This window comes from Deinococcus sp. (genome assembly GCF_018260405.1).
Taxonomy (GTDB): domain Bacteria; phylum Deinococcota; class Deinococci; order Deinococcales; family Deinococcaceae; genus Deinococcus.
In genome coordinates, this window is sequence record NZ_JAGLBG010000078.1 from 1 (window position 1) to 12594 (window position 12594).

The 12594-nt window shown below is 63.3% G+C and carries 15 protein-coding genes and 1 pseudogene; 5 read left to right on the forward strand and 11 right to left on the reverse strand.

Annotated features, from left to right (window positions below; translation table 11 throughout):
• Positions 1-144 precede the first annotated feature (144 nt).
• The 6 genes from QZ269_RS09935 to QZ269_RS09960 form a co-directional block, all read right to left on the reverse strand.
• On the reverse strand, positions 145-621 hold the full coding sequence (locus tag QZ269_RS09935) for a tRNA (cytidine(34)-2'-O)-methyltransferase (protein ID WP_291426555.1): 477 nt from the start codon (positions 619-621) through the stop codon (positions 145-147).
• Positions 618-833, reverse strand: coding sequence for a hypothetical protein (locus QZ269_RS09940; RefSeq protein WP_291426556.1), 216 nt, complete (start codon positions 831-833; stop codon positions 618-620). Before QZ269_RS09940 ends, QZ269_RS09935 begins: the two co-directional genes overlap by 4 nt.
• Positions 826-1314, reverse strand: a complete 489-nt coding sequence (gene ispF, locus QZ269_RS09945) for a 2-C-methyl-D-erythritol 2,4-cyclodiphosphate synthase (RefSeq protein WP_291426557.1) — start codon at positions 1312-1314, stop codon at positions 826-828. The genes QZ269_RS09940 and ispF overlap by 8 nt, the downstream gene beginning before the upstream one ends.
• Positions 1315-1318: 4 nt before the next feature.
• Complete coding sequence (locus tag QZ269_RS09950) at positions 1319-1993, reverse strand: YigZ family protein (RefSeq protein ID WP_291426558.1); 675 nt, start codon at positions 1991-1993, stop codon at positions 1319-1321.
• 35 nt (positions 1994-2028) lie between these two features.
• Positions 2029-2325, reverse strand: coding sequence for a hypothetical protein (locus tag QZ269_RS09955; RefSeq protein WP_291426559.1), 297 nt, complete (start codon positions 2323-2325; stop codon positions 2029-2031).
• A gap of 255 nt (positions 2326-2580) precedes the next feature.
• Complete coding sequence (locus tag QZ269_RS09960; RefSeq protein WP_291426560.1) at positions 2581-3630, reverse strand: M42 family metallopeptidase; 1050 nt, start codon at positions 3628-3630, stop codon at positions 2581-2583.
• Positions 3631-3661: 31 nt separating this feature from the next.
• Between QZ269_RS09960 and apaG the strand changes: the two genes are divergently transcribed.
• Both apaG and QZ269_RS09970 read left to right on the forward strand, forming a co-directional pair.
• Complete coding sequence (apaG, locus tag QZ269_RS09965) at positions 3662-4054, forward strand: Co2+/Mg2+ efflux protein ApaG (RefSeq protein ID WP_291426561.1); 393 nt, start codon at positions 3662-3664, stop codon at positions 4052-4054.
• A gap of 296 nt (positions 4055-4350) precedes the next feature.
• On the forward strand, positions 4351-4815 hold the full coding sequence (locus QZ269_RS09970) for a carbon monoxide dehydrogenase subunit G (protein ID WP_291426562.1): 465 nt from the start codon (positions 4351-4353) through the stop codon (positions 4813-4815).
• Between the two features lie 162 nt (positions 4816-4977).
• On the opposite strand, the gene QZ269_RS09975 is transcribed toward QZ269_RS09970, so the two are convergent.
• Positions 4978-5286 (reverse strand): hypothetical protein, encoded by a 309-nt coding sequence (locus QZ269_RS09975; protein WP_291426563.1) that lies wholly within the window; start codon positions 5284-5286, stop codon positions 4978-4980.
• 124 nt (positions 5287-5410) lie between these two features.
• Between QZ269_RS09975 and QZ269_RS09980 the strand changes: the two genes are divergently transcribed.
• Positions 5411-6775 carry a hypothetical protein gene (locus QZ269_RS09980; RefSeq protein WP_291426564.1) on the forward strand — a complete coding sequence of 455 codons (1365 nt, stop codon included), beginning with the start codon at positions 5411-5413 and terminating at the stop codon, positions 6773-6775.
• A 15-nt stretch (positions 6776-6790) separates the two neighbouring features.
• Here QZ269_RS09980 and QZ269_RS09985 read toward each other — a convergent pair whose 3' ends face one another.
• The 3 genes from QZ269_RS09985 to QZ269_RS09995 form a co-directional block, all read right to left on the reverse strand.
• Positions 6791-7054 carry a metal-sensitive transcriptional regulator gene (locus QZ269_RS09985; protein WP_291426569.1) on the reverse strand — a complete coding sequence of 88 codons (264 nt, stop codon included), beginning with the start codon at positions 7052-7054 and terminating at the stop codon, positions 6791-6793.
• Between the two features lie 528 nt (positions 7055-7582).
• A complete protein-coding gene (locus QZ269_RS09990) occupies positions 7583-8149 on the reverse strand; it encodes a DUF305 domain-containing protein (protein ID WP_291426565.1) in 567 nt (188 codons plus the stop codon).
• Positions 8146-8346 carry a heavy-metal-associated domain-containing protein gene (locus QZ269_RS09995; RefSeq protein WP_291426566.1) on the reverse strand — a complete coding sequence of 67 codons (201 nt, stop codon included), beginning with the start codon at positions 8344-8346 and terminating at the stop codon, positions 8146-8148. The genes QZ269_RS09990 and QZ269_RS09995 overlap by 4 nt, the downstream gene beginning before the upstream one ends.
• 166 nt (positions 8347-8512) lie before the next feature.
• On the opposite strand from QZ269_RS09995, the gene QZ269_RS10000 reads away from it, so the two are divergent.
• Both QZ269_RS10000 and QZ269_RS10005 read left to right on the forward strand, forming a co-directional pair.
• On the forward strand, positions 8513-11206 hold the full coding sequence (locus QZ269_RS10000) for a heavy metal translocating P-type ATPase (protein WP_291426567.1): 2694 nt from the start codon (positions 8513-8515) through the stop codon (positions 11204-11206).
• A 26-nt stretch (positions 11207-11232) separates the two neighbouring features.
• Positions 11233-12330 (forward strand): agmatine deiminase family protein, encoded by a 1098-nt coding sequence (locus QZ269_RS10005; RefSeq protein WP_291426568.1) that lies wholly within the window; start codon positions 11233-11235, stop codon positions 12328-12330.
• A gap of 141 nt (positions 12331-12471) precedes the next feature.
• Here QZ269_RS10005 and QZ269_RS10010 read toward each other — a convergent pair.
• Positions 12472-12594: pseudogene (locus QZ269_RS10010) on the reverse strand (ribonuclease HII); the annotation flags it as partial.

Genomic DNA, 12594 nt, shown 5'->3' on the forward strand with positions numbered 1-12594 from the left:
CTAATGCCCCGACGCCCCAACAAACCCTGAATTCCCTGCTGGGAACACTGCATAAATGAATTTCGTCCGGATTTCAAAGTGCATAGAGAACAAAAAACAATGTCCAGCACGGCCTATTTTCGGTAGCCGTTGAGGGCTTATCCATCACCAGCCCTCGATCTGCCGCCCGGCCTCGAACGCGGCAATTCCGGCTGCCACCGCCAGATTCAGACTGCGCCCCCTGCCTGGCTGCGGCAGCTTCAGCTTGGGCAGGGCGTCGCGCAGCCAGGCGGGCAGGCCGCGAGACTCGGGGCCAAACAGCAGGTAGTCGCCGCGCACGAAGCCAGCGCGGGTGTGCAGCTCCGTGGCGTGGGTGGAAAAGGCGAACACGCGGGCCTGTTGCGGCAGCCTGGCCTGAAAGTCGGTCCAGTTGGCATATTCGTGCAGCGTCACGCCCTGAAGGTAGTCCATGACGGCGCGGCGAAATTCGCGGTCGTGCAGGTGAAAGCCGAAGGGCCGGATCAGGTGCAGTTCGGCCCCCAGCACCGAGCAGGTACGGGCCACGTTGCCCACGTTCCCGGCCTTCTCGGGTTCGTATAGCACGACGTGCACCAGCGGCGCAGACGACTCGGGACTGCTCACGCGCCTGCTGCACGCTGCGTCAGCCGGTGCCAGTGCCGATTGGTAACGTAATGCCGACTCCGGTTAAAAGGTTTGCAAAGCCTCTTGACCCGGCCCGGCTCGATACCGAGCGCCTGGCCCACGCGCCCGGTGACGGCCCCGTTAACGTTGAACTCGTCCAGGCAGCCGTGAATGTCGCCCACGATGTCGTAATGCCCGGCAGCTTCAGACATCCGCACGCTCCAGCAGCACGGTTACGCGGGTCTGGACATGCTCGGGGGCCAAACCCTCGGAGGTCTTGAAACTCACGCCGACTTCGGTTTCGGGCAGCCCCAGCAGTCCTGCCACCGTCCGGGCGATCTCGGCCCGCAGCGGCCCCAGCTTGGGCCGGTCAAGGGTGACCACCAGCGCCACGTTCACCGGCTGGTAACCGCGCTCGCGCACCAGTTCCAGCGCCCGTGCCAGGATCAGGCGCGAGTCTAGGCCCCGCCACTCGGCAGCGGTGTCGGGAAAATACTGGCCGATGTCGCCCAGCGCCAGCCCGGAGAGCAGCGCGTCGGCCACCGCGTGCAGCAGCGCGTCGCCGTCGCTGTGAGCTACAGCCCCGTACTCGGCGTGCGCAACAGCTACGCCGCCCAGCACAAGGGGCAATCCCGCCGCGAGGCGGTGGGCGTCCTCGCCATAGCCGATGCGGTACGCAAGAAAAGATTTCATGCGCTCAGGATAGAGGCCCAGGTTCATGGCCCGTCTTAACGACTTCTGCCGTGGCCGTGCCACGCGTGGCGTCGCGCAGGGCCGCCGTGAACGCCTCTACGTCTTCCGGAAAGACCTGTACCGGCAGGCTCACGCCGCTGGCGGTGTACTCTTCCTTGCCACGCAGGGTGTCGAAGGCTCCGAGCTGCTGGTACAGCGTGCTGAGGTGCTCAAAGCCCACGCCCACGCGCAAAGGCTGGCGCGGCCGCACCCTAAGCCTGGGAGCGGTACGCAGGCATTCGGCGGCGCTGCCCCCGTAGGCGCGGGCCAGCCCCCCGGTGCCCAGCTTAACCCCGCCGTAAAACCGCACGACCACGACCATCACATGATCGACGCCCTGCCCCTCGATGGCCCGCAGCATCGGGGCGCCCGCCGTGCCGCCCGGTTCGCCGTCGTCACTGAAGCGGTAGGCCGCGCCGATCTTGTAGGCCCAGCAGTGATGTGTGGCGTCGGCGTAGCGCTCCCGGAGGGCCGCGAGCTGAGCCAGCGCCTGGGCCGGTGCATCGGCGCGGTCGGCAAAGGCCAGAAACTCGCTGTTGTCGATCACCGTATCAAAACGGTGCGGCCCGGCCAGCGTGGTAAAGGGAGCGGGCAGCGCAGGTGGGGCAGAGTCAGTCACGGCGAGAAGGGGGTCAGTCATGGTGCAAACTAGTAGGGCGGGGGGTGGCCAGCGGCTCAGCGAATGGCGCGGGCTACGGCACGGGCCTGCCCTTTGTTGTGGTTTTTGATCGCCAGATAGGTCCAGATCATCTGAATCGGCCACAGCACGACCAACCCCAGCCCACCCGTCATCAGTCCGACGATAGAGCTGAGAATAATCATGACGATGCCGCCCACAATGGTGGCGTACAGCATGCCCAGGCCCCCGAACAAGAAGGTGAGGATCAGCCCCAGGATCACGCTCTTCTGATTGACCACCACGACGACTGGCGGGGCAGTCTGCGTTACCGAAAGCCGATTACGATCCGTCATGCTTCTCATTCTGACGGGGCGCAGGAACAGAAAGCAACGGCTGCCTAGAGAGAGCCTTCACCTGTTCGGGGTGCCGGGTCTGGGCTTTACCGGGTCTGAGCTTTACTGATACGAACGGCTGCCTGTCTCATTAACGACCCGCAAGGGCACCGAATGGCCAACTCCACGCCTGGAACCCGGTTCTCTTCTGTTCGCTGGGCAGCGCAGTTCCACGAGTCCGTGTAGTTACCGTCGATCCCACTTTTTAGGGGCGGATCAGCGCCGAAAATCGGGGTTCTCGTCCAGCGCCCTGATCCACGCCGCGATGATGTCGATGCAGGCTTTGACATCGTGCTCATCGACCATTTCGCTGGGGCTGTGCATATAGCGGTTGGGAATACTGACCACTGTGGTTGGTACACCGCCCCGCGCCAGGGTCAAGGCGTCGGCGTCGGTGCTGCTATAGCGCGGGTTGGCCGACAGGGTAAACGGAATATTCTCCTGCCGGGCCGCCCCGGTCATCTGGCGCACCAGCGAGGGGCTGCTCATCGGCCCCACTGCAATGTTGGCCCCACTGCCGAAAGGAACCTCCCCGTACTTCTTGACGCTCACGCCGGGCTGCCCCGTCTCGTGGGTCACGTCTACCGCCACGCCCGCCACCGCGTCGAGATGAAAGGCGCTGGTCTGTGCGCCGAACGCGCCGATCTCCTCTTGGCTGGTGCCCACCGCCACGATGCGGTGCTTCAGCGGCACGTCTTTAAGCGCCCGCAGCGCTTCAAGCACGATAAAGCCGCCCACACGGTTGTCCAGAGCGCGGCTGACCACCCTGTTCCCCACCATGATCGGCCCCTGCTCGATCACGCCGTAAGTCCCGACGGGCACTTTTGCCTTGACTTCCTCGGCAGGCAGACCGATGTCGATCCAGAGGTCTTCGAGTTTGCTGGCCTTGGTGCGCTCGTCGGTGTCCATGACGTGAATGGCCTTCTTGCCAATTACGCCGATCAGGTCGCCGCCGGGGGCCAGCAGCCGGATGCGCTGCGCCACCAGCACCTGCGGGTCCCAGCCGCCCACACCCAGCACGCTAATGAGGCCCTCGTCGTTCACATACGACACGATCAGGCCGATCTCATCGAGGTGGCCCATCAGGGCAATGGCCGGGGCGTTCTCGGGGCCAACTTCGGCGTACACGTTGCCGTAGTGGTCCTCACGGGTACGGGCAAAGCTGGCCGCTTCCTTGAGCCACACATCAGCGGCGCGGCGCTCATAACCGCTGGGGGCAGCCTGGGACAGCAGGGCGAAGAGGAAATCACGGTTAATGACACTCATACCCGCGAGTTTACGCCCGTAGACTGTGCAAGTGAACGCCACTTCCCCTCAACCCACCCCGCCCGAGTTCCACATTCAGACCAAAGTGCAGGACATTCCCGGCTATAGCACGCTGCAAAAGCAGGCGTTTCAGTACATCATCACCATCGAAAACCGCAGCGACCAGACCTGGCAGCTTATTGCCCGCCACTGGGATATCAGCGACGCGGCGGGGCGCAGCTTTACGGTAGACGGCGAAGGCGTGGTCGGCGAGCAGCCTTTTTTGCCGCCCGGCGGCAGCTACACCTACGACTCGTTCGTCACGGTCGAAACGCTGCCGGGGCTGATGCGCGGGTACTACGTCATGCAGGACGCCTGGGGAGCGCGTGCCGAGGTACCCATTCCGCCGTTCCGGTTAGACCTGGGCGAGCGCGTCCTAAACTAGACCTTGTGCGAACGTCGCCGCGAGGTCGGTTCAGGGGTTAAAGAGTTCAAGGGGCTAAGGGCCAAAACCGCCCAGGCTTAGAGCATTTTGCAAAAAGATGGTGCTCTTTTTATCATCTTTTTGCCGAGTGGAACGAGTGAAAAAGAAAGAGCGGGACGTAGGCAGCGCAACAGCCACCGGGAACCCGTACCCTCTCATTCCCCTTTCTCGCACAGCAGTTTCCCCACAAATACTTCCCTGCAAATACACCGCCTTTTCAACTGGCACCGCCAGCAGGTATTTTTAGAGGTGACCCCATGAAACTGAACTACAACGGTCAGGAAAAAGTCAAAGCTCCGCCCGCCGCCGTCTGGGCCTTTGTGCAGGACCCCGCCCGCGTCGCCCGCTGCCTTCCCGAGGTGCAAGACGTGCAGGTAACTGGCCCTAACCAGCTGGTCGCCACCGTCAACATCAGCAAGGGCATGTTGCGGGCCAAACTCAAGTTCGATATCGACGTGAAACCTGACCCGGACAGTCACCGCGTGAACGTGACCATCAAGGGCGGCGGCCTGGGCAACGCCGTGGACGTGACAGCCGGGGCCGACATCAAAGACGCGGGCGACGGCACGACGACCCTCGACTGGCAGGGTGAGGCCGACATGCGCGGGCCACTGGTCAACATGGGCGGGCGCGTGATGGAAGGCGAAATCGAAAAGATGATCAGCCGCACCTTTCAGAACATGGGCAGCATAATCGCCAGTGAAAACAACAAACTCGCCTGAGTCCCGGCCCTTTGTGCAGTTGGCGAAAGTCAACCTGTAAGGGCCAAAAGTGAACTGGTCGGGCCGCAACACTGGGGTGATCCCCGGAGCGGCCCGACCGTTTGCGTAGCTTCACTGGTTGCCCGGCCCTGTTAGCGGGCAGGCCCTTTAGCCCAGGGGGCCTCAGCGTTCCAAAATGGCGTCGGTTCGCAGCTGCGAGACGCTTAGTTCACGCGGCGGGTTCTTCTGGGTCCACCATTGCCCCAGAATCAGCCCCAGCGCACTGGACACCAGCATAATCACGGTCCAAAGCAGCCCGGCGTGCATGAACAAACCGTACAGCACGGTCAGCACGGTCACGCCGCCGTGCAGCAGCGTCGTTTCAAGAACCTTGTGCCGCACGCCTTGATGCTGCGCCACCGTAAGCAGGCGGCCACACCGCACGCCCGAGGCGAGAGCACACAGCAGGCAAAGAATCAGCATCAGCGTCATAGAGTCCAGCATAGAACTTAACTCTTGCAAAAGCCTCAACCGCCCTAAACTTTAAGGTGTCCAGCCCCAGACGCTCCCCGCTGGCCGGGATCAGCGGCGCGGGCAAAAGTGAAATACTCTACACATGAAACACTATCTGACTTTAGCGGGTGCCCTGTTAAGTGGGATTTTGCTGCTGGCCGCGTGCGGACCGACCGGAACGACCTCAGACGGAACCACAGTGGACAGCGGCGTAGCGATCAAGCCGCCTTCGGCCAGTGGCCTGACGACCACGGTGCGCCGCGCCTTGACCCTGGGAACGGGTGACAACAGTGTGCTGCTCGATATTTTCGGGGTAGTCAGTGCCACAGCTACGGTCAACGTGGTCAGCGGCCCAGCCGGGCTGACGGCCACCGTCGGCACACTCAGCAACCCTTCGAGCGCCGAAACCCTGGTAAAACTGAACATCGTGCCGGGCAGCGCCAGAGCAGGCGATCTGGTGACTTTCGGCGTAACCCTGAACGGCAAAACCGCCACCGTGCAGGTGCCCGTAATGGCCTTTACCACAGAGGCGATCAGCGCCGCAGGTCTGTCGAGCCGTTATCAGGCAGGCACCATGCGAACGCAGCCCGATGGCACGCTGCTGCTGAGTTCATCACTCAGTGGCAGCGTCACCGAGCGGCATAGCTTGGTCAAATACGATCCGGCCACCCACACCTTTAGCGTGATTGCCTTTCCGATCACCCTGCCGGGCGAGGCCATTACCAGCCAGACGACCATGCCCGACGGCACCATCTGGGTCAGCGTGCGCGGCCTGAGCGCCGAGGGCAGTTACCTGATCGTGCGCAGGCCCGACAGCACCTTCAAGACCTATCTGGTCGGCGCGCCGAACGATACAGTCAACAATCTGACCACCACCAGCGACGGGCGCATCTGGTTTACGCAGAACAAAGCGGCCAGCGTCAAAGCCCTGACACCCGCGACCGGCAGTGTCGAGGCCTTTGCCGTGACCGAGAAAGCCGACTCGCTGGTTCGTGGCACAGACGGAAAACTGTACTACGCCGCCTTCTATGCCCGTCCGGCAATCGTGCAGCTTGACCCGGCAAGCGGACAAAGCAAGAGCTTCAACGTGGGCGACGCCGGAGTCAGCCTGCCCCTTGCCCTGACGGCGGCCAGCGACGGCAGCATCTGGTTTACCGAGTCGCGAACCGGCAGTGTCTGGCACCTGAACCCCAGCACAGGCACCCAGACGCCGTTTACCCTGCCCAGCGGCGTACGGCCCACCGAACTGACTTTCGACTCGGCCCAGAACCTATGGGTCTCGGACGCTACCAACGCGCTGCTCTACACGGCCTTCAGCACTGACGGCAGCAAGGGCAAAGAAACCAACGTCACCGGATTCGGGGCCGTGACCAACAACGGCACCCCAGCAGGCCCCAGCGCCCTGACCACTGGCCCGGACGGAAAAATCTGGTATGTGGCCGCCGGGCAACTGGTGCATCAGCAGTAACGCCGAGGCCGCGACTCAGCGGTATTTCAGGGCTTCCATCAGCTCATCTACCATTTCCACCGTGTCGCCGCGCCCGGCAGCGGTGGCGATGTGCGCTTCCAGGTGGCCGCGCAGCACCACGTCACCTGCACCGGTCAGTGCGCCCTGTACGGCTTTAATCTGGCGCAGCACATCCACGCAGTACACGTCCTCTTTGTCCAGCATTTTGACGATGCTTTCGAGGTGCCCCCGCGCAATGCTCAGGCGGTGGCGGGCACGTTTGCGGGCGTCTTCGGGCATGCACAGGTGCTGGGAATCGTCGGGGCAATGGTCGTTGGGAGAGTGGTCGGCAGGACAGTGGTCGGCATGGTTAAGGTTGGCATGGTCAGTCATTTGAGGGTATCCAGAAGGGCGCGGGCAAGAGTAGCTTCGGCGTCCCGTTTGGGCAAAAGTTGCGCAGCAAACTGGCGCGGCTTAGTGTTCCGGGTACCTGAAGGAACGAGGGGCGCAGAGGCTGGCGCAATGGCTCTTTTTGGCGCGGCAGGTTGGTCAGGAACCCGCAGCGGTCGTAGCCGTTTCCTGGCTCCACGATATCAATGCTGGCCCCTGACCCGCTGCCCCAGCTCTGCTATTTGGCGCTGCGGGCGGCGTAATTGGCCTTGACCTGCTCGGCAAAGGCTTTGACTGCAGGATTTTGGCTGCCGTAGACCGCAGAGTTTGCCAGCGTGACCTTCACTTTTTTGTCCGCTGCGCCGCGCTCAGATCACGGTAGGGGTTGGGATGGGCAGCCCCGGCCCCATACTTCTGCCCTGTTTACCTCAGCCCTCTTTACTTCAACACTTTCAGAAGCTGGCGATACTGCGCAATTTCGTTACTTTGCACGCGAATAATGTCCATGCCCAGCCTGCGGAGGTCGGCGTTTTGCGTCCGCGAGGGAATCAGCCGCGCCATGTCAATCGCGCCCTGGTGATGCGGAATCATCCCTTCCAGAAACCATTTGTCCGCGCCGCCCGGCATGTCCATCTGCATGGGCATCGGCCTGGGCTGGTCAAGCTGGCCCGTCCAACTTTGCAGCCAGCCCTGCATGGTGGCGATCTCGGACATCTGCGCGTCAATCACCTTCTGCGCGGCGGCTTTCACGCGGCTGTTCTGGCCCATCGCCAGCTCGTGCTGGGCCATCATGACCGCCATCTGGTGATGGTCGATCATCAGTTGCGTCCATTTGATGTCAAACGCTTTACCGCGCAGAGGGCGCAGCGGCGTAAGCATGTCGGTCATCTGGCTTTGCACCGTATGGCCCGCGTGGTTCATGGGCATGACCGGGCCGGATTCGCGCCCGCCTGCCAGGGCCAGCCCGCCGAGCAAGGCAACCAGAACAAAAACCCGCTTCATCATGACAGTTCCACTCCGTAACCCTCGTCCATAATGGCCGCTACCAGCGCTTTGCTGTCGGCGTCGCCTTCAATGACGGCCTTGCCTTCCTGGAGGTTAACCAGCACACTTTTCACCCCTGGAACGGACTTGATGGCCTTTTCCACCGCGCTGACGCAGTGCCCGCAACTCATTCCGGTGACCTTCAGTTCAGTTTGCATAGGAGTATGCTAGACCCAGTGGGGGGGGATGTCAAGCCAGGAAGTGGTCAGCAGAAGGCGGCCAATGGGCAACTTCCGCTGGCGCTTAGGCTTTAGTCTGGTCTTCCCTATCTATCACTGAACACTTTCTAATCATTAGTCCCCCCTGGGGGGATAGAATCGCCCCATGAAGACCCTGACCCTGGAGATCTCCGGCATGACCTGCGCCGCCTGTGTGGGCCGCGTCGAGCGAGGGCTGAGCAAGGTGGAGGGCGTGCAGAACGCAAGTGTCAACCTAGCGACCGAGCGGGCCAGCGTCACCTTCGACCCCGCCCTGACCAGTGCCGCCGCGCTGGTGGAAAAGGTGCGCGACATCGGCTACGACGCGCCCGCCGCCGAACTCAGTTTTCCGGTGGCGGGGATGACCTGCGCCGCCTGCGTGGGCCGGGTGGAACGGGCGCTGAGCAAGCAGCCAGGGGTGCTGAGCGCCTCAGTGAACCTGGCGACCGAGCGGGCCAGCGTGAACTATCTGCCCGCCAGCGTTTCGCCCGCCGAGTTGAAGAATGCCGTGACCGACGCGGGTTACGCGGTTCCGGAAGAACAGACCGCGCAGCCCGTCTCCCGCCTGAACACCGAGCGTGAGCGCAAGCAGCGTGAGTTAGACGAACTTAAAAAGGCGCTGACCCTCGCCGCCACCTTTGCCGTGCCGCTGTTCGTGCTGAGCATGGGGCCGATGCTATCTATGCCGCTGCATATGTGGCTGATGCGTGTGCTGGGCGAGCAAAACCTCAACTGGCTGATGCTGGCGCTGGCCGCCCCGGTGCAGTTTGGCCCCGGCCTGCGCTTTTACCGCACCGGCCTCGCCGCCGTCCGCCACCGTAGCCCTGACATGAACACGCTGGTGATGCTGGGCACGTCCGCCGCGTTCTTTTACAGCCTCACCGTGACGCTGTTTCCGGGGCTTTTTCCGGTGGGCAGCCGCCACGTCTACTTTGAGGCGTCGGCGGTGGTCATCAGCCTGATTTTGCTGGGCAAATACTTTGAGGCGATTGCCAAAGGCCGCAGCAGCGAGGCCATGCGCACACTTCTGCAACTTCAGCCCCAGACAGCGCGGGTGCAGCGCGGCGCAGAAGTGCAGGAAGTCGCGGTAGACGCCGTGCGGGTCGGGGACACCGTGCTGGTGCGCTCCGGCGAACGCCTCCCGGTGGACGGCGAGGTGCTGAGCGGCAGCAGCTACGTAGACGAGTCCATGCTGACCGGCGAAAGCGTTCCCGTGCAGAAAATCCCCGGCACAAAGGTCACCGGCGGCACGGTCAACGGCACCGGAGCCTTTACCTTCCGGGCCACCGGAGTGGGTGCAGACACCGCCCTGGCGCGGATTATCCGCATGGTAGAGGACGCCCAGCAGAGCCGCCCGCCGATTCAGGGTCTGGCCGATAAGGTGGTCGCGCAATTTGTGCCGCTGGTGCTGGTTATCGCGCTGGTCACGTTTTTGGCGTGGCTGTTTGTGGGCGGGCCGTCGGCGCTCTCTAACGCGCTGATTCACACCGTCGCGGTGCTGATTATCGCCTGCCCATGCGCGATGGGCCTCGCCACGCCAGTCAGCATCATGGTGGGGTCGGGCCGCGCCGCGCAACTGGGCGTTTTGTTCCGCTCTGGCGAGGCTTTGGAGAGACTGGGCGAGGTGCAAACGGTGGCGCTGGACAAGACCGGGACAGTGACCCGGGGGGTGATGGAAGTCACGGATATTGTGCTGGCGCCTGAGGGCCTAATACGGGCTGAGCTCAATTCCGGCACACCTGCAAAAGCGCCAGCTGGGCCTGTGCCGGGCAGTTCTGCGAGTGCAGAGCGCGAAACCGCTCTCTTTTCCCACTCGCCTCTGCCCGAATTGAATCCGAACCTGCCCGGTTCAATTGGAATTCGTATGAGTGAAGCGGAACTGCTGAGGCTGGCGGCGATGGCCGAGGGGCCTTCGGAACACCCGCTGGCACGGGCAATTGAGCGGGCGGCTTTTGACCCCTCTCCCCTTGCCGGAAAAGCCGAGGGGAGGGAAAGGGGGGAAATCCAGACCAACTTGCCCGCTCAAATTCCCCAGCCCACTACGTTCCAGGCCCTCCCCGGCTACGGCCTGCGCACCCTCGTAGAAGGCCACAAAGTAGAAATCGGCGCGGCCCGCTTTATGGCGCAGTTGCACATCCCGCTAGGCGAACTCGGCGCAAAAGCCGATGAACTTGCCGCCAGGGCACGCACCCCCGTTTTTATCGCTGTAGACGGTCAGCTCGCCGGGCTGCTGGGCGTGGCCGACCCCATCCGCGAGGGCAGCACGCAGGCTATCGCGGCCCTCAAGGCGCAGGGCATAGACGTGGCGATGGTCACGGGCGACGCCAAAGCCACCGCCCAGGCCGTCGCCGCCGACGCGGGCATCTCACGCGTGCTGGCCGAGGTATTGCCCGAAGGCAAAGCCGAGTCGGTGGGCGAGTTGCAGGCGGGCGGCAGTGCCGGTCAGGGTCGGCGCGTGGCCTTCGTGGGCGACGGTATCAACGACGCCCCCGCGCTGGCAAAAGCTGACGTGGGTGTGGCCATCGGCACCGGCACCGACGTGGCCGTGGAAACCGCCGACGTGGTGCTGATGTCAGGCGACCTGCGCGGCGTGCCCAATGCCATCGCGCTCAGCCGGGCGGTGATTCGCAACATCAAATTGAATCTGTTCTGGGCCTTCGGGTACAACGTTATCCTGATTCCGGTGGCGGCGGGCGCGTTCAGCCGCTGGGGCCTCAGCCTCTCGCCCATGCTGGCCGCAGGAGCGATGGGCCTCAGCAGCGTGTTTGTGCTGAGCAATGCGCTGAGGCTGCGCGGGTTCAGGCCACCCCTGACCACCTGACCTTGCCCAGGTTGTTTAATAGTCTTATGCAGCACTTCACGCCGACCGATCCCACGCCCCGCGCCCTGGGTTTTGTCATGCCTGCCGAGTGGCAGCCGCACGCCGCCACCTGGATGAGCTGGCCCGCCGACGACGACCTGTGGTTCGGCCATCTGGCCGGGGTGCGCGGCGAATTCACGCAGCTGGTAGGCACCATTGCCCGCTTTGAACCCGTTCACCTGCTGGTGCGCGATGACGAGTCCGAGCAGGATGCCCGCGCCCGCCTCGCTGGAGCCAACGTCAAGTTTCACCGTGTGCCGCTCGACGACGTGTGGCTGCGCGACAACGGCCCGATCTTCGTGCAGCGCGGCCCGGCAGCCGGTAGCCTGGCAAACGCCACAGAGGTCGCCCTGCTCAACTGGAAATTCAACGCCTGGGGCGGCAAATTCGAGTGGGAAAACGACGACCGCGTGCCCGAATACGTCGCCAGCACCATGAACGCCGCCCACTGGGACCTGCCGGTGGTGCTGGAAGGCGGCGCCCTGGAAATCAACGGGGCCGGGGTGTGCCTGACCACCCGTTCCTGCCTGCTCACCGAAACGCGCAACCTGGGCCTAACGCCCGAGCTGTACGGCAACTGGTTGCGCGAGTACATGGGCGTCGACAAGCTGTTATGGCTTGGCGGCGGCCTGGAAAATGACCACACCGACGGTCATATCGACACCATCACGCGCTTTACCGACGAGCGCACCATTGTAACCAGCACCGAGAGCGACCCAGCCGACCCCAACCACACCGTCATGCAGGAGAATCTGGAAGACCTGCGCCAGATGACCGATGCCAGCGGGCAACCCTTCCGCGTCGTGGAGCTTCCACTGCCCGCCGACCATCTGGAAGGCGCCGAGGGCCGCCTGCCGCCCACCTACGCCAACTTTTATATCGGTAACGGCTTCGTGGCAGTGCCGCAGTACGGCGACCCCAACGATCAGAAGGCGCTCGAAATCCTGACTCCGCTGTTTCCGGGCCGCCAGGTTATCGGGCTGCCCAGCCGCCAGATCATCGAAGGCGGCGGCAGCTTCCACTGCATTACCCAGCAGCAGCCCGCCGGGAAAGTGTGGGACGGCAAAAAAGCCGTTCAAATTTAGAGCAGTTGTCCGAATGCTGGGCACGTCGGAAACACACCGCCGCCCCCTTCATGCTACGTCCTGCTCTTTCTTGTTCACTCGTTCCACTCGGCAAAAAGATGGTCAAAAGAGCCACCATCTTTTTGCAAAATGCTCTAAGACTCAGAGCAGTCTGGTTTCGGCAATGGGCGCTAAGAGTGCCCGGATCGGAGCGTAACTGCGGCGGTGCATCTCACTGACGCCCAGTTCCTGCAAAGCGGCGCGGTGCGCGGGAGCGCCGTAGCC